The 23,117-nt window shown below is 46.5% G+C and carries 24 protein-coding genes; 22 read left to right on the top strand and 2 right to left on the bottom strand.

What is annotated here, in order from left to right:
• Positions 1-180: 180 nt before the first annotated feature.
• The 13 genes from AC4PM4_RS18260 to AC4PM4_RS18320 all read left to right on the top strand — a co-directional run bounded on the left by AC4PM4_RS18260 (position 181) and on the right by AC4PM4_RS18320 (position 11,909).
• Positions 181-1,182: a beta-ketoacyl-ACP synthase III gene (locus AC4PM4_RS18260; RefSeq protein WP_491614227.1), complete on the top strand. Its 1,002-nt coding sequence runs from the start codon at positions 181-183 to the stop codon at positions 1,180-1,182.
• The gene (locus tag AC4PM4_RS18265) at positions 1,172-2,467 is read left to right on the top strand and encodes an ATP-grasp domain-containing protein (RefSeq protein ID WP_491614228.1); all 1,296 of its coding nucleotides are present in this window, start codon (positions 1,172-1,174) and stop codon (positions 2,465-2,467) included. The genes AC4PM4_RS18260 and AC4PM4_RS18265 overlap by 11 nt, the downstream gene beginning before the upstream one ends.
• Complete coding sequence (locus AC4PM4_RS18270) at positions 2,464-3,459, top strand: NAD-dependent epimerase/dehydratase family protein (RefSeq protein ID WP_491614229.1); 996 nt, start codon at positions 2,464-2,466, stop codon at positions 3,457-3,459. The genes AC4PM4_RS18265 and AC4PM4_RS18270 overlap by 4 nt, the downstream gene beginning before the upstream one ends.
• Entirely contained in the window at positions 3,453-4,313 is an 861-nt protein-coding gene (locus AC4PM4_RS18275) for an MBL fold metallo-hydrolase (protein WP_491614230.1), read from the top strand. Before AC4PM4_RS18270 ends, AC4PM4_RS18275 begins: the two co-directional genes overlap by 7 nt.
• Positions 4,310-5,647, top strand: coding sequence for a F390 synthetase-related protein (locus tag AC4PM4_RS18280; protein WP_491614231.1), 1,338 nt, complete (start codon positions 4,310-4,312; stop codon positions 5,645-5,647). Before AC4PM4_RS18275 ends, AC4PM4_RS18280 begins: the two co-directional genes overlap by 4 nt.
• Positions 5,648-5,698: 51 nt before the next feature.
• A complete protein-coding gene (locus tag AC4PM4_RS18285; RefSeq protein ID WP_491614232.1) occupies positions 5,699-6,619 on the top strand; it encodes an SDR family oxidoreductase in 921 nt (306 codons plus the stop codon).
• Positions 6,620-6,670: 51 nt separating this feature from the next.
• Positions 6,671-7,252, top strand: a complete 582-nt coding sequence (locus AC4PM4_RS18290) for a DJ-1/PfpI family protein (protein WP_072734070.1) — start codon at positions 6,671-6,673, stop codon at positions 7,250-7,252.
• Positions 7,249-7,830: a GNAT family N-acetyltransferase gene (locus AC4PM4_RS18295; protein WP_083584717.1), complete on the top strand. Its 582-nt coding sequence runs from the start codon at positions 7,249-7,251 to the stop codon at positions 7,828-7,830. Before AC4PM4_RS18290 ends, AC4PM4_RS18295 begins: the two co-directional genes overlap by 4 nt.
• Positions 7,827-8,711: a serine/threonine-protein kinase gene (locus AC4PM4_RS18300; RefSeq protein WP_072734069.1), complete on the top strand. Its 885-nt coding sequence runs from the start codon at positions 7,827-7,829 to the stop codon at positions 8,709-8,711. Before AC4PM4_RS18295 ends, AC4PM4_RS18300 begins: the two co-directional genes overlap by 4 nt.
• A gap of 266 nt (positions 8,712-8,977) precedes the next feature.
• Positions 8,978-9,640 (top strand): GNAT family N-acetyltransferase, encoded by a 663-nt coding sequence (locus tag AC4PM4_RS18305; RefSeq protein ID WP_491614233.1) that lies wholly within the window; start codon positions 8,978-8,980, stop codon positions 9,638-9,640.
• A gap of 227 nt (positions 9,641-9,867) precedes the next feature.
• Positions 9,868-10,254, top strand: coding sequence for a hypothetical protein (locus AC4PM4_RS18310; protein ID WP_491614235.1), 387 nt, complete (start codon positions 9,868-9,870; stop codon positions 10,252-10,254).
• A 246-nt stretch (positions 10,255-10,500) separates the two neighbouring features.
• Positions 10,501-11,325, top strand: coding sequence for a glutamate racemase (murI, locus tag AC4PM4_RS18315; protein WP_491614236.1), 825 nt, complete (start codon positions 10,501-10,503; stop codon positions 11,323-11,325).
• 32 nt (positions 11,326-11,357) lie between these two features.
• Complete coding sequence (locus AC4PM4_RS18320) at positions 11,358-11,909, top strand: histidine phosphatase family protein (protein ID WP_491614237.1); 552 nt, start codon at positions 11,358-11,360, stop codon at positions 11,907-11,909.
• A gap of 70 nt (positions 11,910-11,979) precedes the next feature.
• Here the strand turns inward: AC4PM4_RS18320 and AC4PM4_RS18325 are convergent, their stop codons facing one another.
• Both AC4PM4_RS18325 and coaA read right to left on the bottom strand, forming a co-directional pair.
• On the bottom strand, positions 11,980-12,342 hold the full coding sequence (locus tag AC4PM4_RS18325) for a DUF423 domain-containing protein (protein ID WP_090808597.1): 363 nt from the start codon (positions 12,340-12,342) through the stop codon (positions 11,980-11,982).
• A gap of 58 nt (positions 12,343-12,400) precedes the next feature.
• Positions 12,401-13,330 (bottom strand): type I pantothenate kinase, encoded by a 930-nt coding sequence (gene coaA / locus AC4PM4_RS18330; protein ID WP_072734063.1) that lies wholly within the window; start codon positions 13,328-13,330, stop codon positions 12,401-12,403.
• A 193-nt stretch (positions 13,331-13,523) separates the two neighbouring features.
• Here coaA and AC4PM4_RS18335 point away from each other — a divergent pair, with 193 nt between their 5' ends.
• From AC4PM4_RS18335 to AC4PM4_RS18375, 9 genes are all read left to right on the top strand, one after another.
• Positions 13,524-14,309 carry a DUF3891 family protein gene (locus AC4PM4_RS18335; RefSeq protein WP_063564169.1) on the top strand — a complete coding sequence of 262 codons (786 nt, stop codon included), beginning with the start codon at positions 13,524-13,526 and terminating at the stop codon, positions 14,307-14,309.
• A gap of 277 nt (positions 14,310-14,586) precedes the next feature.
• On the top strand, positions 14,587-15,081 hold the full coding sequence (locus tag AC4PM4_RS18340) for an 8-oxo-dGTP diphosphatase (RefSeq protein ID WP_491614238.1): 495 nt from the start codon (positions 14,587-14,589) through the stop codon (positions 15,079-15,081).
• Positions 15,082-15,125: 44 nt separating this feature from the next.
• Positions 15,126-15,494: a YybH family protein gene (locus AC4PM4_RS18345; RefSeq protein ID WP_491614239.1), complete on the top strand. Its 369-nt coding sequence runs from the start codon at positions 15,126-15,128 to the stop codon at positions 15,492-15,494.
• A 166-nt stretch (positions 15,495-15,660) separates the two neighbouring features.
• Positions 15,661-16,083, top strand: coding sequence for a GNAT family N-acetyltransferase (locus AC4PM4_RS18350; protein WP_491614240.1), 423 nt, complete (start codon positions 15,661-15,663; stop codon positions 16,081-16,083).
• 166 nt (positions 16,084-16,249) lie between these two features.
• The gene (locus tag AC4PM4_RS18355) at positions 16,250-16,768 is read left to right on the top strand and encodes a GNAT family N-acetyltransferase (RefSeq protein ID WP_072734060.1); all 519 of its coding nucleotides are present in this window, start codon (positions 16,250-16,252) and stop codon (positions 16,766-16,768) included.
• Entirely contained in the window at positions 16,765-17,061 is a 297-nt protein-coding gene (locus AC4PM4_RS18360; protein WP_491614241.1) for a cupin domain-containing protein, read from the top strand. The genes AC4PM4_RS18355 and AC4PM4_RS18360 overlap by 4 nt, the downstream gene beginning before the upstream one ends.
• 228 nt (positions 17,062-17,289) lie before the next feature.
• Positions 17,290-17,703, top strand: coding sequence for an NUDIX domain-containing protein (locus AC4PM4_RS18365; RefSeq protein WP_491614242.1), 414 nt, complete (start codon positions 17,290-17,292; stop codon positions 17,701-17,703).
• A gap of 342 nt (positions 17,704-18,045) precedes the next feature.
• The gene (locus AC4PM4_RS18370) at positions 18,046-19,320 is read left to right on the top strand and encodes an S-layer homology domain-containing protein (protein ID WP_491614243.1); all 1,275 of its coding nucleotides are present in this window, start codon (positions 18,046-18,048) and stop codon (positions 19,318-19,320) included.
• A 610-nt stretch (positions 19,321-19,930) separates the two neighbouring features.
• On the top strand, positions 19,931-23,002 hold the full coding sequence (locus AC4PM4_RS18375) for a DUF5704 domain-containing protein (protein ID WP_491614244.1): 3,072 nt from the start codon (positions 19,931-19,933) through the stop codon (positions 23,000-23,002).
• Positions 23,003-23,117 lie beyond the last annotated feature (115 nt).

Consider the following 23,117-nt stretch of genomic DNA (forward strand, 5'->3'; position numbering starts at 1 on the left):
TCTGCACTTCGTCATGGCGTTTAGCCAGGCGGGGTGAAGTGTAATTTTCATTTAGATATGTTCGACTAAACATTTACACGATAACTGCGATAACAAGGTTGTTCTGTCATTGGAGTGTTAGTGTACATATTTATTAGTTGAACTTATATTCAGTCAGAAGAAGAGAAAGAGGTAGGTCATATGCAGCTTAGAAGAGTGAGAATTGTGGGAACAGGCAAGTATTTGCCTCAACAGGAAGTAACCGACGAGGAGTTGGATCGCCGTTTGCAGGTGCCTGCGGGCTGGGTCAGCAAAGCAACAGGTGTAGGTGTGCGTCATTACGCTTCTGGTGCAGAGACCTCTTCCTTCATGGGAGCGAGGGCTGCCGAAGCCGCACTTGTTGATGCGGGATTGACGTTCGCAGATATAGACTGTCTAGTGTGTACGAGCGGTACGAAGGAACAACCTTTACCCAGTACGGCGGTATTCATTCAGCAGGCGATGGGACAGCAGGATTCAGGTGTACCGGCTTTTGACATGGATGCGACCTGTTTAAGTTTCCTAAACGGGTTGGATGTTATCTCCTATATGGTGGATGCCGGGCGTTATAAAAGGGTGCTGCTTGTAGCTACGGAGATCGCTTCAAAGGGGTTAAATTGGTCGAACAAGGAGAGTGCTGCCCTGTTCGGTGATGGAGCTGCTGCTGTCATTATTGAACGCTCTGCTGAAGGAGAGTCTTCGCAGATTGTGCATGCCTCGCTGAAAACGTACAGCCGCGGCGCGCGGTTTTCGGAAATTGCCGGTGGGGGTACTCGTCTGCATGCCTCGAATTATGTGGCAGAGCAGCCGGACCCCTATCTTTTTCATATGGATGGACAGGCCATCTTCCGTATGGCTTCCAGGTTGCTGCCAGCATTTATTGACGATATGTTGCAAGCAACCGGTAATCAGATGAAGGATTTCCAATTGGTAATTCCGCATCAGGGAAGTGCCATGGCGATGAGGCTGATCCGCAAGAAGCTAAGAATCGAAGAGGACCGTTTTATGGACATTACACGAAATCACGGCAATACCATTGCCGCTTCCATTCCGATGGGGCTGCATGAAGCGATCAAGCAGCAGCGCATTCAGAGGGGAGATCGGGTGCTAATGATCGGAACAGCCGCCGGATTATCACTGGGAGGACTTATTTTTGACTACTAGATTCACGAAGAATGGACATCAAACATCAGAATCCTTAAATGTGCTGCTCACAGGCGGGCGGGCTCCGGTAACGCTCGATCTGGCGCGTATGCTTCATCGTGCGGGTCACCGGGTTTACGTTGCGGAGAGCGTGGTGCGTCATTTGTGCAGATTGACCAGTGCGGTGGAGCAGTGTTTCATGGTTCCATCTCCACGTCATGAAACAGAGGATTACTTGTTAGAGATGGAGAGTCTGGTTCAAACCTGGCAGATCGAATTGTTGATTCCGATGTGTGAAGAAGTTTTTTATATTGCCCAAGGGACAGATCGACTGCGTAATCACTGCCGTGTACTTGTTTCGCCTATAGAGCAGCTGCATGAATTGCATCATAAATATCGCTTTATTCAGCTTGCAGAGTCGTTTGGCCTTTCGGTGCCGGATACCCGTCTGATCAACAGTCGGCAGGAATGGATGGAAGCGCAGGCTGATCTGGATATAGAAGGGGAATGGGTATGGAAGCCCGTATACTCCCGCTTTGCTGCCAGAGTTCGTATGCCGATATCCTCCACAGCAGACTTTGATAGAGGCGCACCTGATCAGAAGATATACGAAGGTAAAATGAAGCAGCACCGTTTACAGAATGATCCTCCTGGTGACACGGAAATATCCTCGGCTTCCCCTTGGGTTGCACAGGCTTTTGTTGCCGGGCAAATGTTATGTACATACAGCGTAGCTTATGAAGGGAAAATCGTTGCACATACAACCTACGACAGTCGCTATCGAACGGGCAGCGTAGGGGCGAGTGTTTTTTTTGAACATGTGGAGCATGAAGGAATTTACGAGTGGGTAAGGCAATTTGTACAGGCGACAGGGTTTAGCGGGCAGATTGGGTTTGATTTTATCGAAACAGAGGACGGACAAGTGTATGCCATTGAGTGTAATCCGAGGGCGACCAGTGGCATCCATTTGTTTCACCCTGGTGATGGCTTGGTACGTGCTTTAATTGCACCTGAAGAGCTGGTGAAAGCAGCAAAGGTGATCATCCCCAAGCAAGGAAGCAAAGCGATGTTGATGCTTCCGATGTTGGGAAGTGGATTGCAGCAACTCTGGGGGAAGGGCGGCCTGCGGACATGGATGACAGCCTGGCGGGGAACGAGGGATGTGGTGTATCTGAGATACGATATGAAACCTTTGTTTGAGCAATTTGCAATTGTACTCTCCGCCTGGCGGCTTGCAAGGAAACATAAGTTCTCGCTGACTGAAGCTTTGACTCACGACATAGAATGGAACGGTGAACAACGATGAATAGAGCATTGGTTACAGGAGCAACCGGATGTCTGGGCAGGCATCTGGCGATACGGCTTGCAGAGCAAGGCTGGGAAGTTACGGGTATGGGACGCCAGCCAAAGCACGGTGCACAGCTTGAGGCAGCAGGCATTCGATTTTATAACGGAGATATACGGGATCAGGCGGCGGTGAATGAGGTCTGTTCGGGTCAGGATGTTGTGTTTCACTGTGCGGCGTTATCGTCGCCATGGGGCAAATACCGGGATTTTTACAGCAGTAATGTGGAGGGGACACAGCATTTGGTGGACCGTTGTATGAAAGTTGGCATAAAGCGCTTCATTCATGTATCAACGCCGAGCCTATATTTTAACTACAGTCCGCGATATGACATACATGAGAATGACCCCTTGCCATCCAAGCCAGCTAATCATTATGCAGCCACCAAGCGGCTCGCTGAGCAGGTGGTTTTGCAGGCTCATGCTAAGGGACTTCCATCGATCATGATTCGTCCGAGAGCTATTTTTGGCCCGTATGACCAGACCCTTTTTCCCAGAATCGTTGCAGCAAATGCCAAATCGGGTGTACCTATGATCGGAGGCGGACAGGCACTCATTGACCTGACTTGTTTGGATAACGTGGTGGATGCGCTGTTGTTATGTAGGGATGCCAAGACAGAAGTGCTGGGTCGTGCCTACAATATTTCCAATGGAGATCCGAGACCGTTCCGGGATTTGGTGAGCACGTTGTTTGGCATGCTGGAAATGCCTTTACGCCGTCGAAATATTCCCTACCGAGCAGCATACGGAGCAGCCGCAGTGCTGGAACGTGTACACCGCTTGATTCCTGCGTTAGGTGAACCTCAATTGACGCGGTATACGGTTGGTTCGTTATCTATCCCGCAGACGCTGGATATTACGGATGCCCGTGAGAAGCTGGGGTATGTGCCTCGGTTGTCCATTGATGAGGGGTTACAACAATTTGCAGACTGGTGGAGGGCTGAATCATGCTGACAACAACCTCGGTAAAACTTCATCTGGGCGTAGCGGGTTACTGCACACATCCGGAGTTTCTGACGCTGCGTGGTGGAAGTTTGCGTCCGGTGGCCTTTCCGGCCGGCTTTGCGTGTATCATTCATCCTGTACATGGTCCGATTCTGCTGGACACGGGATATAGCTCCCGTTTTTTCAAGGAAACCGCCCACTTGCCAAACGCGCTGTATCGTCATATTACACCTGTGGTCTATCGTGAAGAAGACAGTGCGGTACATTTTCTGGCTCGTTTAGGACTGGAAGCTTCGGATATCCGGTACATCATTCTCTCGCACTTTCATGGGGATCATATCGCAGGTGTGCGAGATTTTCCACAGGCGCAATTGATCTATCTGCCAAGAGCCTATGACGCGGTGCGTTCACTTGGACCCATTGCGGCTGTAAAGGCAGGCTTTTTGTCCGGCCTGCTGCCAGAGGACTTTAATGCCCGATCAATGCTTGTTACGAAGCAGCCGGAGAGATGGGTAAGAGCGGGTGAGGATTTTCCTTTTCCCGAGGTATACGATATTTTCGGTGATGGCAGTCTGCTGGGTGTTGACGTATCGGGTCATGCGGAAGGCATGATGGGAATTTTGCTTAGTACGGAGTCACATGACTATTTTCTGTGCGCGGACACAGTGTGGTCGAGTCGTGCTTTTCAGGAACAACGCAGACCTCATGCACTCGCTGGAATCATTATGTCGGATCGTCAGGCGTATCGAAGGAATTTTGACAGACTCGTTCAGTTGCATCAGCAGTTTCCAGCGATTCGGATTGTGCCCAGTCATTGCCATGAAGCGCTGAATGCTTGGGGTACAGAGGGTGAGCACATATGAGCAGTACACTGCGTATTGTCTACCATTATGCACTTGCACGGGGATTGAGAAAATGGAAAACACGAGCGCAGCTTGAACGCTGGCAGGAACGTCAGATCATTCGGCAAGTGGAAAGGGTTCGTAAAAAGTCCGCTTTTTACCGGGAGTGGTGGGGTGATGTTGATGCATCCAACTGGAGAAGCTTTCCGCTGATTGACAAAACGATCATGATGCAGCATTTCGATCGGCTCAACACGGTGGGCATTTCCAAGGGCGAAGCGATGGCTCTCGCCGGGGAAAGTGAGGAAACGCGTGATTTCAAGCCATCCGTTCAGGGCGTGACGGTAGGCTTGTCCTCAGGCACATCGGGCAACCGGGGGTTGTTTCTGGTGAGTGATCGTGAGCAGGATGCGTGGACAGGGACTGTGTTGGCCAAGCTCCTGCCTGGCGGACTGTGGAAGCCTGCCAAGATCTCCTTTTTTCTAAGGGCCAACAGTAATCTGTATGAATCGGTGCAGCGGGGTAAGCTGCAATTTCAATATTTTGATCTCCTGGAGCGTGTCGATACCTTGGTTGAACGTATGGAAACATACCGACCCACCGTATGGGTAGCGCCGCCCTCCATGCTGAGAATGTTGGCTGAGGCTTATACGTCAGGCACATTGACCACTGTACCGGACAAAATCATTTCGGTTGCTGAAGTGCTAGACCCCCTGGATCGCAAGGTGCTGGAGAGTGTTTTTGGGCAAACCATTCATCAGGTTTACCAGTGTACTGAAGGATTTCTGGGCGCAACCTGTGGCTTCGGTACTTTGCATTTGAATGAAGATATCGTTCATATTGAAAGAGAGTTCATTGATCCCACGACCCGGAGATTTGTGCCTGTGATCACGGACTTCTCCAGAACCTCACAGCCGATTATCCGGTATCGACTGAACGACATTTTGACCGAGGCAGCGGTTCCTTGTGCCTGTGGGTCTCCATTCACTGCCATTGAGGGGATCGAAGGGCGCTGTGATGACACGCTTTATTTTCCACATCGACAAACGGGCGAAGCCGTACCTGTGTTTCCGGATTTTGTTACGCGTTCGGTGATTGCAGCCTCTCCAGCTATTGAGCATTATCGGGTCGTGCAGCGAGGTAACGGAATGTTGGAAGTATCGCTTAGGCTTGGAGGAGGAGGAGAAGGGATGCAGCAGGTGGAATTTTGTGTGAAGCGGGAGCTGACGAAACTGGGAGAGCGGCTGGAATGCATCGTACCTGATATCAGATTTGTCCCGTATACGTTTGAACCGGGAATAACGAAGCTGCGCCGAGTGGAGAGACAGCACACTTGTAGTGAAGCGTTTGGATGATAAGGTAACGTGATAAATCGACTAAATCCATCGAGGGAAGAGGTGAAGCAGATGACAGAACAGAAGATACAGACAGAGGATGATCATATAAAGGGCGCAACAGGTTTAACCGTGCGGAAATCGAAAGAGTTCAACCCAAACGCCCCTGTGGCGTTAATCACGGGTACATCGAGTGGGTTCGGTATGCTTACGGCGGTTACGCTGGCTAAACAAGGATATCGTGTTGTGGCAACGATGCGAGATTTGAGTCGGAATGCGGAATTGGCAAGGTTGGCGGAGCAGGCGGGTATTTCGGATCGGTTACAGGTTATTCGCCTGGATGTAACGGATGGTGCTTCGGTGCAGGAGGCTGTTCAGACGGTACTTCAAAACAATGGGCGTATCGATATGCTGGTGAACAATGCAGGATTTGCGCTTGGCGGATTTATTGAGGAAGTATCCATGGATGATTGGCGTCGGCAAATGGAAACGAATCTGTTTGGCTTGATTGCCGTTACACGTGCGGTCCTGCCTATCATGCGTGAGCAAAAGCAGGGATTGATCATCAACTTGTCCAGCGTCAGCGGATTGTCTGGTTTTCCAGGTTATGCGCCGTATGCTGCATCCAAATTCGCCGTTGAAGGTTTCACGGAAAGTTTGCGTCATGAGATGTCTTCGTTCGGCATCCGGGTTGTGCTGGTAGAGCCGGGTGCTTATCGTACACCCATATGGAGTAAAGGCTTGGGCGAAATTCACAGGAGCGATGATTCTCCCTATAAGGATAAGCTGGACGCGGTTCTTCGTTATTCCCAGCATGCTGGAGAGACTGCACCTGATCCGCAGGAAGTAGCCGATCTGATTGCTCGCATTGCACGGATGCGTGCACCAAGGCTTCGTTATGCGCTGGGCAAAGGCTCGCGTTTGCTTATCATCGGCAAGCTGCTGCTTCCCTGGAAATGGCTGGAGTGGATTATTGCGCGTGGATTGAAATAGAATCAGCTACGAAACTCAATCACGAAATAAAAAACACTGGAGGGCTTTCATATGAAAATCGCTTTTGTTTTGTTTGATGGTTTGACTTTCCTTGATTTTGCAGGATTTTATGATGTGATCAATCGGTTGAATTTCTTTGAACAAACCAAAGGCACGACGTGGGAAACATGTGCGATGACAGATCAGGTTACGGACGAATCGGGTTTAACGTTGAAGGTGGACCGGGTGAAGCCCAATTTGGCGGAATATGATCTCATTTTTGTTCCTGGTGGCATGGGAACCCGTAAGCTTCGATTCGATGAGGCTTTTGTCGGCTGGCTGAGACAAGCTGAGAATGTTCCACTGAAGGTATCCGTGTGCACAGGCTCTCTGCTGATGGGGGCGGCGGGGTTTTTAACGGGTAAAAAAGCAACAACGCATCCCAATGTCTATGAACTGCTTGAGCCATATGTTGCTGAGGTGATTCAAACTCGGATTGTGAAAGACGGAAATGTGATTACGGCCGGAGGGGTAGCGACGTCCATTGATCTTGGGGTCTATGTTGTAGGTTTGCTTGCAGGCCAGGAAGCCGCAGCGAATGTAAAGCTACAAATCGATTATCCTTATGACATGCAGGGAGTGGTTGAAGAATGAATGAAGGTCAGAAGGAGAACGTGTTCATCCTTCGCAATATACGCAGAGATGAGGCAGAGAAATATTGGCCTTTGCGGCTGGAAGCACTGAAAAATCATCCGGAAGCCTTCGGGGCTTCATTTGAAATGTCCATTCAGCTTCCCATGAGTGAAGTGCAGGAACGTATACATACCGAACCCGATAATTACATTCTGGGTGCATATACAGAAGAAGGCATCCTCACAGGGACAATGGGGTTCAAAAGAGAACAGGGACTAAAGCTGAGGCACAAAGGATACATCTGGGGAGTTTATGTCTCACCGTCTTATCGTGGATGTGGACTTGCTTCCCGATTGCTCCGCGAAGTGTTGGATCGGGGCAGGGAATTGGAAGGCATAGAGCAAATCAATCTCAGTGTGGTTACCACAAACGGGTCAGCAAGGCGATTGTATGAGCAGCATGGATTTGAAACCTATGGCATTGAGCGCAATGCACTGGTCGTTCAGGGAAAGGGTTACGATGAAGCGCATATGACGTACTTTTATGCTGAGCGTTTGAATGTGAGCGATGAGCATGTTGAAGAAGGTGGTGACTTATGACGGACACGGTTCAGCTTGAACTTGACGGCATTTCTTTTGAGTTAAAAGAACCTCATTCATTCGAGTGGATCGCGCGCCTGGGTACTGTATTCCGTGTGTTTGATCAGCAGGATTCTGGCAATTTGTCCTTTGGTATTCTGGGTCTGGACGGAAAGCGGATATTCGTGAAATATGCTGGAGCATGCACGATACATGCGAACAGTTTAAGTACACCTGCCGAAGCGATTCATTATTTGAAATCATCCGTTTCCATATACGAAGATTTGGCACATGACACATTGATTCATTTAAAAGACCATTTTGCAACGGAACATGGCTACGTCTGTGTATTCGATTGGGTGGAAGGAGAATGTCTGCATTCCCATTGGGATTTTCCACCACCAGCCAAGTATGAGGACCCTCGTTCCCCCTATTATCGATTCAGACAGCTTCCGGTAAAGACGCGTATTCAGGCGATGAAGCAGATTTTGGATTTTCACATCGAAGTGCAACGGAGAGGGTATGTGGCTGTTGATTTTTACGATGGCAGTCTGATCTATGATTTTGACAAACAATCGATGAAAATATGTGATATTGATTTGTATCGAAAGGGCTCTTTCACGAATACGATGGGACGGATGTGGGGATCATCCCGGTTTATGTCTCCTGAGGAATTTGAGTTGGGTGCACCAATGGATGGAGTCACGAATGTGTTCAACATGGGAGCGATGGCTTTCTCCCTGCTGGGTGGAGAGTTGGATCGTTCATATGCCAGATGGGATGCGGGAGAAGCGTTGTACCAGGTGGTTATTCGTGCGATAGACCCTGAGCGAGCGAGTCGCTATGCGTCGGTTGCTGAATTAGGTGAAGCATGGAAAAAAGCCGTGCTGCAGGATCAATAAGCGATATTGAATCCTTGTTTAGATCTTAAAATTATCTAATATATTTCTCATACGCAATTGTGCACATTGGATTCGTATCTGCACGGGATATACCGTATAATGGAAATTAATGAGGGGGTATAGCCAATGTGCAAATATACGATATCAGGATTAATAACTGATTTTCTGAAGCAGCATGACGCTGGAATAAGAAGTGTAGGCCAACCATTATTGCGGAGGTTCATTCCGTAATTATGAATCCCATATTAAATCTTTCACCCATGGATATGATGAAAATTCAGGCAAATACATTGTATACGATGGACAATCAGAAGCGTCTGTTAAGTATTAACGAGCCGGATGGTGGGCAGGCTCCAGCCTTATTTATTGGAATAACTTCTGTCGGGCAATGTTCCTACTATCATGAGCAGTTGCCGTTCACTCTGATTGAGGAGCTAGGCTGTGATGCTAAGCTTCCGCTCGATATTGCGAAGCTGATTCGGAGAGTGGAGACGTTTAAGCCAGTGAAGAGTGCATGGATGGGCCCGGCTTATACATTTCCCGAGAAGTTCGATGAATGGCATCCAAATGTTCAGCTTATAGAGAGTCATGGTGCTTTTTTGCTGGAAGAGCATTTTCCTGATTTAATAGAACAACTGCAAGAGAAAATGCCCATTGCCGCTTATGTTATGCAGAATTCGGCTGTTGCTGTATGTTGTTCAGCCCGTGTATCCCAACAGGGTGCTGAGGCTAGTCTGTATACGGCGCCTAATTTCAGAGGACAGGGTTATGCAGCAGAAGCTGTAAAGTGCTGGAAGTATCATGTTAAAGAGAGCGGGCGCATTCCAATCTATAGTACATCATGGGATAATATAGCTTCGCAGACTGTTGCCCGGAAGTTGGGACTAATCCAGTTTGGTGTGGATTTCAGCATCACGACCTCGTCATAAAAGATGCAATCATTTGTGTTAAATGAAGGGCATCAATCCGCTGGGTTGAAACTCTGGATCAAAAGTTGTTGTTGCAGCAATGATTAGGAATTTTGTACAAAAGAACCTGCAATAAGTCATTGTAGCGCATATCCGTATCTATCGGGATGAGTATAATTATGATCATAGCTTTGTCGGGTTTATTGAGAGTGCCGTTCATAAGTTTGAGCAGGGACAGGAGTGATTCCATGATTCGCAAACGTATTGCAAGCGGCATGATGATGCTGTGTGCAGCATGGATGTTGGTAGCATGCTCGAATCAGGTGGAAAGTCATGACGTGAGCTGGAAAATTGATAGCAATCTTCAGCAAATCGTGAACGAAACTGAGATTCTGACCAGCAGTAATCCAGGTGATTATATTGCTGCTAATACAGAGGCGTATGCTCAGATTCTGGATACGGGTGAAGAGGGACTGAACGTCCTGATTCAGCAGCTGGAGTCCAGTTCGAATGATGGCCTTAAGGAATGGCTTATGGCTCAGGCTAGTACTGAACTGCTCGGAGAGCGTAACCCCGTGGAACGCTGGCAAAGTGGCAAAGACTGGCTCAGACAGTATAAAATGAAGTTAGAATAATGGCTCTTCATTAGTGCATGACTTACAGCGAAGGTAGTGGAGGGAACGGAATCGATTCTGAAGAAGCGGTAGCGTTCGCCTTTGTCTCCAAATTTGGACATTTATAAAATATATCAAGAAAATTTGGAGACAACAGCGATCGAAAGAACGATCCGTAACCGAAACGATCACCGCAGATCGTCAAACGTTAACGTCTGTGATGATCCGGAATAACATAACTCACCTCCCCAGTCATCATGAGCAGGAATGAGAGGTTCCAGGAACCTGAAAGAATACGTTATAGAGGTGAAACCCTTGAAGAAGAAAATTGCATTTTTTGACTCGGGAATCGGTGGTTTAACCGTCTTGCATAAGGCTTTGCATCAATTCCCTGAAGAAGCGTTTCTGTATTATGCCGATACATTGCATGTTCCTTATGGGACCAAGTCCGCCGATGAGGTTAGAGGACATATCTTCCATTGTGTGGAGGCTATTGTTCAGGAAAATGTGCAAGCGATTGTGATTGCCTGCAATACAGCGACCAGTCTGACCGTGAAGGATTTACGTGCGAAGTATGATATCCCCGTTATCGGGATGGAGCCTGCTGTGAAACCGGCAGTGGAAATGAATCGAAGAAGCGGCAAAAGAGTGCTTGTATTTGCTACAGCCCTAACCTTGAGTCAAACGAAATATCATGAATTGGTATCCCGAGTGGATGATCACCACAGTGTCGATTCCATTCCATTACCTGAACTTGTGGAGTGGTGTGAGCAGTTGGACTTTGATCCACAGAAGATTGCGGCGTATTTCCGCCTCAAACTGGCTGACCTTGATATGAACTCATACGGTACAGTTGTGCTTGGCTGCACGCATTACCCGTTTTACACATCGATTCTTCGTACGGTTCTGCCAGATCATATTCAGATTATTGATGGCAGTACGGGAACGGTTAACCGCTTGAAGCAGCTTCTTGGGTTGGCAGACCAAAAGGGCGTGTGGACAGAGGATAATGTTACTTTTCTTAGTTCATCTGGCCGTTCGGAAGACCGGGAGAACATGCGAATTGCACTCAAATATCTGGAGAAGCATTGAATGTAATTTGAATCAACAGGAGTTGAAGGGCGATGCAGTCTATTTATCTCATTCGTCATGCCAAAGCTACAGGGCAAGAACCGGATGCCGAGCTTACGGATGAAGGACTTCGTCAGGCAGAAGAACTTGCTGAGATGTTGGCGGAGCACCCAATCCAATACATTGTGTCGAGTCCGTGGAAAAGGGCACTTCAAACCGCTGCCCCACTGGGCAAAACCGTCCTGCAACATATACATACGGATGAACGTCTTCAAGAAAGGGTGCTTAGTACCCTTCATCTGGATAACTGGATGGATGTGCTTGAACGTACATACACGGACGAAGACTGGACGGAAGAAGGTGGTGAATCTTCTCGTTTCGCGACAGCCAGGGGCCTTGAGGTGCTGGACGAGCTGTGGAGCCGGCCTGAGCATAGCGGGGCTGTGATTACACACGGTAATCTGTTATCTCTGCTCATTCGCAGCCATGATGCATCCTTTGGATTCGAGGAGTGGAAAAATCTATCTAATCCTGATGTATATGTCCTGGAAAAACAGCAGGGAGATAAAGTCACACACAGCATTCGCCGTATATGGCGAAGTTAAACATAAAGAGAGTGCTCCAGCGATTTTTTGAGATCGGCTAGAACACTCTTTTCAGTTTACGATGTTGGTTTTACAAAGCGGCGACTAATAACATTACCCAACCAGCTAAGAAAGCTACTCCGCCCAGAGGTGTGATCGCCCCCAGTTTTCGAACGCCAGTTACGCTTAGGACATACAGACTGCCCGAGAATAAGAGTATGCCGGCGAATAGCAGCCATCCAGCCAGCAACACAAGAGAAGGCTGCTCCAGTCGATCAGCGAACAGTCCGAGAAGGATGATTCCGAGTCCGTGAACAAGGTGATACTGAACGCCAGTCTCGTATATTTTGATCATGTCAGCAGACAATCTGCGTTTGAGCGCATGTGCACCGAATGCTCCAAGGGCAACAGCAAGAAACATCATGATACTTCCAAGTACAATCAAGGTCTGCATGTAGTCTTGTCTCCTTTTTAATGAGTATTAAGCAGAATGTTTCTGCTCATTATGACACTTACAGCTTACGCAATTGAATGCGCTGAATCGAATGGTCCGCTTCCTTTTTCAGAATCAGTCTGGCTCGTCCTTTAGTTGGCAGGATGTTTTCGTGCAGATTTTTGGCATTGATATCTTTCCATATCTGACTTGCCGTAAGAACAGCCTCATTTTCTTCCAGATTGGCAAAACGGCTGTGGAAGAAGGAATTCTCATTCTGAAACGCTGTATTGCGTAGCAACTTGAAACGCTCAATGTACCAGTGGCGGATATGCTCCTCTTCTGCATCGATATAGATGGAAAAGTCAAAAAAATCACTGACCAACAGTGGGGTTTCCTTTTTGACCTGGAGCACGTTAATTCCTTCAATAATGAGGATATCCGGCTGACATATGGCATTCTCTTCACCTGCAATGACGTCGTAGGCAAGATGGGAGTATACGGGAGCCATCACTTCGGGTTTGCCCGATTTGACATCACCCATGAACTGAATCAGTGACTTGATATCATAACTTTCCGGGAATCCCTTTCGGTTCATGATGCCTTTTTCTTGCAGCACGGCATTGGGATACAGGAAACCATCCGTAGTGACCAGATCCACCTTTGGATTTCCTTTGCCTCTGGCCAGCATAGCCTGAAGCAGGCGGGCAGTTGTACTTTTGCCCACGGCAACACTGCCCCCAATACCGATAATGTAGGGAGCGTGATGTGCTTCTTTTTTTAAAAAAGATGCCGTTAAGCGATTCAGCTCTCGTGAAGCTCCTGCATATAAGTCAATAAAGTGGGTAAGAGGTAGATAAATATCCTCAACTTCTTGAATGGATACCTCTTCATTTAATCCCTTTAGCTGTTCCAATTCCGCTGTCGTTAGTGGAAGAGTGGTCTGATATTTCTTCAAGTCAGCCCATTCCTTGCGGTTAAACTCGGTGTAAGGAGAGTATAAATTCATGAGATCCCGCTTTCTGTATGTAATGTTATGTTGGCACAATCATTAGTGTACCAAATTTCAGGGAACTGACAACACCTTTACATTGATGGTCCCTTAGTATATTCCCTGAAAGTTGAATGAAAAGCAACTTATAGGAAATTGTAAACCAAATTATGTTAAAGTCAACGTATACCATGCGGGAGGGTGACAGCAAATGATCGTATATGAGAGAGAGCATGATTTTGTTTTGACCGCACAGCATGAGCATGGACTAGTAGCCGGAGAAATGGCTTCCCATTGGAAAACGGAATTATTAACTGATGAAGCGCATCGAGAAGATCTGATTTTTGCCGCAAAAGAGCATGATCGGGGATGGATTGAACTGGATTCTGCTCCATTCTGGAATGATTATAGTCAGATACCGTATTCGTTTCGTGATTTTCCGCTACGTCCACGATTTGTATTTTACCGTAAAGGTATTGAAGAGGTTCGGGAGAAAAACCTGTACGCCGGGTTGTTGTGCAGCATGATGTATACAGATTTGTTTCAAAACAACCTGGGTGCTAACGCCAATGATGATGAAGATATTAGGGAATATCTGAACGATGAACGGGAGCATCAGTTACGTTGGGAACAGCAGCTTGGTGGTGGTGAAGCGTTGAAGCTTAGGCTGAAACATGATTTAGAAATTATGCTATTTTGTGATCAGCTCAGCCTTTTTCTCTGTATGGAGGAACCCGGAACACCTGCTGCACGTTATGATTTTTTTGCTGATGGACTGGGCTCTACCTTCGACGCCTGTTCAAGGCAGCCCATTCAGGCCGAGTGGCTTTCCAATGAGAAAGTCGGATTGTCTTTTGTGCCGTTTGATGAGGACTTTACAGTCGTTATGCCTTACAAATCGGTACCGAAAGCAAGTATCCGCAAATTTGGTCTGCTGCAGGCTTATCGCCGTGCCGAGTGGAAAGAGCGCCGGGTATTAATTACAGGCATGAGCTGAGTATCGCCTATTCGATATTCGGTTCAAAAACAAAACATTGCATACATCATAAAGAGGCGGGCCTCCGAAATTTCCGGTGTCCGTCTTTCGTATGCGTTTATATCGAAATTGAATTTGCAGATAATCAGGAAAGTGAAGAGGGATTCTGAATAGAGATTGAAGCAGGAGAATCTATCTATGTACCAGAAGTGTTAGAGTACAATGAAGTATATAAGCTTAATTCTATGTATGAATTGCAAGGGATTAGGTTTTGTATAAGGCAACTGGGAGGATAAACATGGACACTAGAACTGAGATTTTAACGATGTGTATGGTATGGGACAAACGGAATGATCAGGTGCTATTAATGAATCGTCCGAACCAAAAAGGATTTCCGGGATACATTGCTCCTGGAGGGAAAGTTGATTTTCCAGAAAGTATTGTGGATGGTGCCGTGCGAGAAGTTAAAGAGGAAACAGGACTTGTGGTGAAAGAGATTACATACAAAGGTCTTGATGAATTTTGTGATCCGGAGCAAGGATTGCGTTATATGGTCTTCAACTACGTGGCTACTTCTTATGAGGGGGAGTTGCTGAGCGAGCCGCCGGAAGGCGAACTGTTGTGGGTGTCTCTAGGACAGGCGCTTGAGCTGCCCATGCAGGATTGGTTTGCAGAACGTTTCCCGCGATTTTTTCAAGCAGGTACGTTTGAGCGGAGTGTGATCTGGGAGAAATCAACCGAACGTACACTGAAAGAGACGTTTATGGTGTATAGCGATTCGGTTCTTGAATAGAGTGAAGTTAAATAATTCAAAACGCTCAGGAGGAGGAAGCATTTATGGGATACCAGCATGCACTGGAAGGATACATTGCAGCGACCAATACACATGAGTTTGATGAGGTAAGCAAATGGTTATCACCGGATGCCGTATATTGGTTTACGGGAACGTCTTGTACTACCCTTAATGAAATTCGGGCTTATTTTGAAAACGCTTGGGAGACAGTCAAGGATGAGGTATATCGTGCAGAAGATGTCACGTGGATTACGACTGGGCAAGAACAGGCGGTCTGTATTTATACGTATCACTGGAAAGGAATGTATCAAGGGGAGCCGGCTGCTGGAAAAGGTCGGGCTACCAATGTTTTTGTTGCAGGCATCAACGGAGAATGGAAATTAATCCACGAACATTTAAGTACGGGTGTATAACGTGAGGAATAGAACGTTGTTGTTATAACAGTCTACATGAATAAAGCTAATAATTAAGGCTTCTATTTGAAGCATGTCTCTTATTTTATCAGCCAATTCTATATATTTATATCCAGATATTATGATATAATGAAGTTTACTTTTTAAAAGGAGAGGACTTGCTATTATGGATATTACATTTCGTGAATCGCTGGAGGGAATAGGAATCGCCCAACTTAGCGGGGCTTTTTTCGAAGGTTGGCCAAACCCTCCATCTACGCCTACATTTCTGAAGTTGCTGGAACAATCCTATGCTGTCGAACTGGCTATTGATGAAGAAACCGGAAATGTGGTGGGCTTTATTCAAGCGATTTCAGATGGAGTTCTTAGCGCATATATTCCCTTACTGGAAGTGCTTTCGGAGTATCAGGGTAAAGGGATCGGAACAGATCTCATCAAGCGTATGTTTAATCGTCTAGGTGATCTCTATATGATTGATCTTCTGTGCGATAACGAACTCCAGGAGTTCTATGAGAAACAGGGAATGCAAAAAGCATCTGGCATGGTGATTCGTCATTATCAAAATCAGGCTGGAGCGGTAAATAGCTAATAGATTTGGTGAACTAGATGGTTAAAATAAAGTATAAAAATCGTTCCGGAGTAACCCGAAGTTATAAAAAGAGAAAAATATGAATTCAGACTAAAACATTTATATACGGAAGGTTGTTATATATTTGGTGACTAGCCATACATAGGCTTCTGCAAACGGGACGTAAATGAATATGTACGAGGAAAAGGTGGAGATTGGTGTGAAATTGTCGTTCCGGATTTTGGACTGGGAAGAAGAAAAACCTTATCAACTTTTATTGATGGCTGATCCGTCCAAAGCCATAGTTGACGAATATCTGAGTCGCGGTGTTTGTTTTATCGCTGAATATGAAGGAGAAATGGTAGGAGAGTTTGTTTTGCTTAAGACGCGTCCAGAGACGGTAGAGATTGTTAATATTGCCGTACAGGAAGAGTTACAGGGACAGGGCGTTGGCAAACACATGATCAAGGAAGCGATAGAGGCAGCACGCAGGCTCGGTGGTCGAACGGTAGAAATTGGGACAGGCAACTCAAGTTTTCATCAGTTGAAGCTATATCAACGCTGTGGTTTTCGCATTGTAGGGGTCGATCGGGATTTCTTTGTGAAGCATTATGAAGAAGAGATTATAGAAGATGGTATTCGCTGCGTCGATATGATTCGTTTGTCTCTGGATCTCGATACCGTGGCAGAGGAGAATAAGAAGTGAAGATATATCGTCTCAAACCAGAGGACCGACGTACCATCACCGCTTATGGCAGTGAGGGAGCAAAGATTACGCCGATACTCCGAAGCGCAACAGCCTGCCACGTAGCACAACTGAAACTGTCTGCAGGAGGAAGTGTAGGTTTGCATCCAGCTGTGGGCGACCAGGTGTTTCTGGTGCTTGAAGGGGAAGGGTGGGTGGAAGGTGAGACAGGCGAACGGGTAGCTGTACGATCGGGAGAAGCCGCGTATTGGACCAACGGGAGAATCACCAATCTGGCTCGAACAAAGGGTTAACCGCATTGTTGATTGAGGGTGAAGAACTGATTGTTCGGTTATCGCTAGAGTCGGGAGATTCTTAAGATAGGGGCTGATGATTTGAGTGTTTGGGTCATTGTTATTATTATTGGAGTGATATTTACTCCATCGTTCTATCAGTTGAATAAGCGTATTCGTAGATTGGAAGAGCAAGTTAGGCATCTTTCAGACGAGAGGAAGAACCTTTAAGTGGATCGGTACACACACATGGGGGTATACGGTTTAGTCACTTGGGAGCAAAAAGTCCTGTTAATACATAAGGCGAGAGGGGCCTACATGGGGAAATGGGATTTGCCTGGAGGAAGGTTGGAGTTTGGTGAGCAACCGGAGACCGCCCTACACCGTGAGATCGAGGAAGAGACGGGTCTTTCCAATCTACAATTGGTGATTCGTTCTGCGGAATCGAACGTATTGGAGTGGGTTCACGAAGGCGAGCCGGAAGAGCTGCACCATATTGGAATTCTATACGATGTATATTTGACATGCGAAAGTCGGCCTTATGAGATCAAAAGGGAACCGGATGGCGAAGATTCGCTGGGCGCACAATGGTTTACTCTGGAAGAGGTCGGAGCGTTGTCGTTGACGCCATTTGCAAAGTATATGATTAACAAAACTACTTGATTTGAATTTTAGGACTGGTCAAATGGAACAGAATCGTTTATTCTGTGATAGATAGATTACAATTTTTTCAAATGAATAGGACTGACACCTTAAAGCATAAGGCTATGAATCTGCGGATTCGTGGCCTTTTTTTGTGTTTTTAGGGGTGAATTGGGTCTTTGGAAGGGGAGGTTGCAGGCCTTGTAGTGATGGGGATTGCTGAAAAATAATACCAATAGCCTAGATTTGCATGGTAGAATATTGATGATTATTACAAATTTAGGTTTTGGCTTGAAGAGTAGTACGATTGCTGAAGAAGCAGAAGTTTGCCCCATACTAAGGTACATAGGAGAGTGAGTAGATTTGAAGAAGCAGATGAGATTAAACGGTAGTAAATCAAAAAGGAATGTGTTAATAGTCGGATTGTTGACGACGGCTTTGCTGGCAGGAACGCTGCTGACTACTGGAACCGTGGGTCTGGTGTCTACTGTGGATGCTGCTACAAGCACGAATGGAGCGGGCACAACTGCCTCTGCGCTTACGAAGTTCAAAGATATCAAAGGGCACTGGGCGCAAGCCACAATTGTCAAAGCCTATGATAAAAATCTGATCTCCGGCTATCAGGATGGTACGTTCCGCCCCAATGCCAAAATCACACGTGGTGAGTATGCCACACTTCTCAGCCGTGCAACCAGCTCGGAAAAGGTACAAAGCGAGAATCCTTTTGCTGATCTCAAGGGACACTGGTCTGAATCAGCTGTGACACAGTTGGTGGGCCAAGGCTTTATTAACGCTAATGATTATCCGAAAGGATTCAACCCCAATGCCGAGCTCACACGCTACGAGATGATGAAATGGATTGCAAACGGACTGATCAAGTCGGGAACCAGTTTCCAGGATGCTTTTGACGATAGCAAAAATACACTGCTACCTACCCCTGAAGTAAATCGCGGAACGATTCGTGCAGAGCAAATTCCTTATCTTGCACTTGTTCGCGGCACTGGCATTGTGGGTGGATTTGAGGATGGTTCCTTGAAGCCTGCTGATCCAACAACGCGAGCTGAAGTGTCTGCCATTTTGCTGCGTTATATGGATGTCGAGGGTACGGATGCAGGGAAGTACAGTGATTTGAATGAAATGCGCGAGGTTGGTACGACTGGAACGAATTTAACGACGATTAGTAATTATAAGTATAGTTCGGGTTCTGCTAATATTTCAGACTTATCCAAAAGTTACATTACCTTAACTAACAAATCTGGTGTAATGAAGATACATCGACTAATAGTCGTGGATACCACTAAGAGCACACCAAAAGGTATTTATGCCTCATTACTATTGGAGAAAAATTATGTTCCTGGTTCGTATAAAACATTTTCTGATGTTTCTTTCACTTCAAATTTAGAAGAATCAAATTTATTAACATTTAACAAGGGATTTTCTGATTCTCTTATACAATTTAATCGCTTAGATTTGGAATTGGCAAAACAGAATGGCTTTACAACGTTACCCATGAATTCTAGTGAACTGATTAAAAAGGGTGTTGAAACAAGATTTTGGATTACATCAACTTTAAGAAATAAGTCTTGGTCCTATTTCTTGAAGTCTGATACAGAAGGAGCGTTTAAAATTCAAAGGTAGCTTGATTCGGGTGGTGAAAAAAATCAATAAACGTTTCCTTAGTCTCATTTTGATAACTGTGTTTGTTAGTGAATTATTAGCTAATTCCCTTCTACCCATTAATTTCATTAATGCAGCAACAGATCAGTATGGGCCAAAATCAATGAAAAATCCTCATAAAGTCACGGTCTTAGCAACACCTACTATAGGAACACCAGGAGTGTACTGGTACCAAGTCGATGACGGGCGATTTAAAGCTGAACATGCGGGAGGCCCAACCTATGCGAGAAATGTAGGAAGTTGTTCGAGTCCATATCCTGAAGCTAAAGAAATACCTGATAATGTTGATTTCAGTAAATGGCCCCCAGAAAGTTGGCCTGACTATAATGGAAACAAAGTAGATGCAACAAATATTAAAAATGTTCGAATACATGATGTTGACTATCAAGGTAGAGCAGATCAAAATTCTTATACTGGCGTAGGGGACCCAAGTCCTCCATTTCCCTCTACTATTGTAGCAATAAGGACAATTACTGGAGGCTACCATACCCCGACTGAAAAAAAACCTTTTTTAAATGGTGGTGAGACAACGGAAGGATGTCCAAAATACAATGTCGTTTATTACACTCCTATGGACATCATCTGGGAAGGGGATCTCGAAGAAGAAAAGCAAATCGACGTAACTCCAGACTCCACTCTAACGGTCGGAGAAACTAAACAGATGGTAGCCAAAGTTAAAACGAAAAATTATGGTGCAACTCAATTTAGTGAAGGCATCGACGTAAGTCGGCGCGAAGCTGAAACCACCTGGTGGTCATCCGATCCTAGTATTGTGAGTATTGAACCCAAAACCGGAATGGTGAAGGCTGAAAAGCCGGGTACTGCTTTTGTGCGTGCAATCTGGAACAACGGTACATACCTCATCTCGGATACGGCTGACATTACGGTAACGTCCGAACCAGGACTCATTGTGAACCTGCCAAACGCTTGTAAAGCAGACACAGCCACACCGCTGCAAGCTAAAGCTATCCTGACCAAGTCAGACCTTTCTGTTCATGAGCTTACTGCTCATCCCAAATTGACCTGGCAAAGCTCTAATCCAGCAGTAGCGACCATAGGTGCAGATGGGAAAATGACGATCAAGGGTATCGTCGGCAGCACCACCATTACTGCGCGATTTTTGGATACTGCCCAGCAGTTGGATGAGGAAGGAACTCAGGTTTTAGATGTAAAGGATTGCACAGGCAACGGAGGAGATGGGGGAACTGATCCAGGTAACGGCGGTGTTGTGGGTTGCCCCGTGACCATCAGTCCTCCTAATAAAGGAGCGTTGATCGAATCGGCTGTCATGGACCCCTCCGTTTCGGGCGTGCTGAAAGCTGATGATCGGGGGTCTGAGAAGTTCGATGTCACCCGAGGCATTCCGACTTCTGAAGATCTCTATGCAAATGTCATGGCTAAAGGATACTTGTTCCAGCACCGGTGGGTGAACATGACGGGAACAGTGACTTATACGGTTAACGTAAAAAAGAAGTATCACAAAACATGGACGATTCCGGGCAGAGCCTCGACAGGACCGAATGATCCAGGCACACCTCCACAACCTAAGGAACTAGACGTTCCTGTGGAAAAACCAATGCAGGTCATCCGACAATATAGTTATTGGCAGATTGATAATTTGGAAGTCTATCAGATAAATCAAGCTACGATATCCAACTATGCACTTGGTGGCTACGGTGGTACAGTAACGTTGACTCCAAACGGATATACACCCCCGACCTTACAATCGGCTAATGATGATGCGGTTACCGCACATGTGAAACCTGCACCTTGCAAGGAAATCGACCTTGGCACTGAAACAAAGTCAGGCGGTGACAGCGAGCCGCCTACACCTGATGAGACGTCATTATTCCAATCCAAAGCGGAGACTGAGGTTAAAGAGAACACTGTAAATAATGACAAGGTAGTGTTTAACGGTACCACTGTGATGGATCCTGCTTCGATGGATAAGACTGCTCCGCGACCTGGGACAATTCCACAGCCTGGTATGATCGGCGACAACGTGCTGTACCAGAATCGTTTAACTATTCAGAATACACTGGTCAACAAGGCGGACCAACCGACAACGGGCGAGATCGCATATGGCTTGATTCCTGGAAACATTAAAGGCGGTCAGGATCAGAAGTTTTCTATTCAAGGAATCAATTCTGTCACGGTGCACACGCCTGTCGTTAACTACGCCTGGGTGTCTGATGATCAGCCCCATAACCAGAAAACAGTGCCTGATCCGACAAGTTCGGCGCTTATTCTGGAACGACCGTTTATCGTGCGCATCCCGACCTCAGGGCAGCATCTGGACGCAACCAGTTACCCGGGTTATGGCAATAGGGACTATGCTAAGTATTTTCGCATCAAGCAGATTCGTTTCCCATTTGACGTCTATAACGCCGATAGGAGTCAGTTCATTCCAGCCAAGACCTGGGTGGACATTCCGGTTAACCAACTGGATACCATTTTCTATCTTCCAGTATGGGTGGATGAAGGGCATTACCGAGTTGAATTTCGCAATATTGCGGAAAATGCTCCTTCGACATTCACCGAACAGCAGGATGCCAACACAAATCTGACCCATCATGTTGCGGCAGATACGGTCCCGGTGGAGGTTGTTGGGCGATTGTATGATTTTCACGTTACGGATATCGCCGATTATAATTGGGAGAACGTGTTCCGCAAGCAACTCGGGAGTTCGGAGCCGACAGGAGTGAGCTACTGGACAGGACTTAACAGTATTGATGGTGATCCGCGAGGGAATCTGGCACCATTCGTGTTACCTGTTCGCCCAGGTAGTCACCCTGTGCAGGGTTTTAGTAATATTGCGGTGAAAACGGGTTACCATATCAAGTTCGACCTGAAAACAAAAGGCAATATGTTTGGGAAACAGGATGGTGTTCGAATTACTCCAACATTCTACTTTGTTAGCAAAGATGGCTCTTCCAGACAAGAAGTTGATCTATACTACCACCGCGGTCAAGAGCGACTTATTCGGATAGGATCGGCGCAGGATTTGGAGAAAAGGTTTGTTGTCCTGAACTCGAGATTGCGTAACGTACCCGGTACGGAATTGGGGGACACGGCGCGTTATCAGTATACGTATGAACTGACTGCCGATGAACGCAATCAGAGTTCGCTCGCTGATTATATGGTTAAGCTTGTAGATCAAATCTCTCACCAGAAAACATGGGTAGGCCGCTATGACTGGATGATCCTACCCGCTTCCATTCGTACACTGATTGGACCCAAGACAGACATTCCTTCGGGTGTTAGTGTGGACCGAGCGAATGCGGCGATCCAGCGTTGGTACGGAGAATACAGCCTGCCTGCAGATGTATACGTCGTGCCAAAGGGAACCAATCTCGAATCGCTTGCCAGACAAAATCAACTGGATGAAAAGGCTTCTGTATTTCTGAAGGACGGATATATCGTGGTCAACTTTAATATCGAGACACTTCGAGATGGGAATACAGAGGCTCCACACCTGCAATACATTTATGCTCCGCTGATGAATCAGTGGAAGATGGAAGGTTTCAATAACAGACCAGTAGACAGTCAAGGCCGAACTTGGCACCTCAAGGATGGCGATGTGGTCTTTTACCATGCAGATCAGTCCAGCCGGAGCGATTTTCAGTCTCAGGTGCCACATTAAAAAAAATAAAATGTCTGTCAGTTTAAATAAACTAAGTCCAAAAGAGCCGCACGGATGCTTTTACGCATTACAGGCGGCTTTTGGTTTATACATTGAATTTCAAGAAATACCCATT

This window comes from Paenibacillus sp. MDV22-iso6 (genome assembly GCF_058408365.1).

Coding starts and splice junctions, on each gene's coding strand:
- AC4PM4_RS18280 (WP_491614231.1), top strand. CDS start 4,310: ATGAGCAGTACACTGCGTATTGTCTACCATTATGCACTTGCACGGGGA.
- AC4PM4_RS18335 (WP_063564169.1), top strand. CDS start 13,524: ATGATCGTATATGAGAGAGAGCATGATTTTGTTTTGACCGCACAGCAT.
- AC4PM4_RS18365 (WP_491614242.1), top strand. CDS start 17,290: ATGGGGGTATACGGTTTAGTCACTTGGGAGCAAAAAGTCCTGTTAATA.
- AC4PM4_RS18350 (WP_491614240.1), top strand. CDS start 15,661: ATGGATATTACATTTCGTGAATCGCTGGAGGGAATAGGAATCGCCCAA.
- AC4PM4_RS18295 (WP_083584717.1), top strand. CDS start 7,249: ATGAATGAAGGTCAGAAGGAGAACGTGTTCATCCTTCGCAATATACGC.
- AC4PM4_RS18355 (WP_072734060.1), top strand. CDS start 16,250: ATGAATATGTACGAGGAAAAGGTGGAGATTGGTGTGAAATTGTCGTTC.
- AC4PM4_RS18340 (WP_491614238.1), top strand. CDS start 14,587: ATGGACACTAGAACTGAGATTTTAACGATGTGTATGGTATGGGACAAA.
- AC4PM4_RS18345 (WP_491614239.1), top strand. CDS start 15,126: ATGGGATACCAGCATGCACTGGAAGGATACATTGCAGCGACCAATACA.
- AC4PM4_RS18305 (WP_491614233.1), top strand. CDS start 8,978: ATGATGAAAATTCAGGCAAATACATTGTATACGATGGACAATCAGAAG.
- AC4PM4_RS18300 (WP_072734069.1), top strand. CDS start 7,827: ATGACGGACACGGTTCAGCTTGAACTTGACGGCATTTCTTTTGAGTTA.
- AC4PM4_RS18310 (WP_491614235.1), top strand. CDS start 9,868: ATGATTCGCAAACGTATTGCAAGCGGCATGATGATGCTGTGTGCAGCA.
- AC4PM4_RS18320 (WP_491614237.1), top strand. CDS start 11,358: ATGCAGTCTATTTATCTCATTCGTCATGCCAAAGCTACAGGGCAAGAA.
- AC4PM4_RS18270 (WP_491614229.1), top strand. CDS start 2,464: ATGAATAGAGCATTGGTTACAGGAGCAACCGGATGTCTGGGCAGGCAT.
- AC4PM4_RS18290 (WP_072734070.1), top strand. CDS start 6,671: ATGAAAATCGCTTTTGTTTTGTTTGATGGTTTGACTTTCCTTGATTTT.
- coaA (WP_072734063.1), bottom strand. CDS start 13,330: ATGAATTTATACTCTCCTTACACCGAGTTTAACCGCAAGGAATGGGCT.
- murI (WP_491614236.1), top strand. CDS start 10,501: ATGAGAGGTTCCAGGAACCTGAAAGAATACGTTATAGAGGTGAAACCC.
- AC4PM4_RS18375 (WP_491614244.1), top strand. CDS start 19,931: ATGGACATCATCTGGGAAGGGGATCTCGAAGAAGAAAAGCAAATCGAC.
- AC4PM4_RS18275 (WP_491614230.1), top strand. CDS start 3,453: ATGCTGACAACAACCTCGGTAAAACTTCATCTGGGCGTAGCGGGTTAC.
- AC4PM4_RS18260 (WP_491614227.1), top strand. CDS start 181: ATGCAGCTTAGAAGAGTGAGAATTGTGGGAACAGGCAAGTATTTGCCT.
- AC4PM4_RS18325 (WP_090808597.1), bottom strand. CDS start 12,342: ATGCAGACCTTGATTGTACTTGGAAGTATCATGATGTTTCTTGCTGTT.
- AC4PM4_RS18285 (WP_491614232.1), top strand. CDS start 5,699: ATGACAGAACAGAAGATACAGACAGAGGATGATCATATAAAGGGCGCA.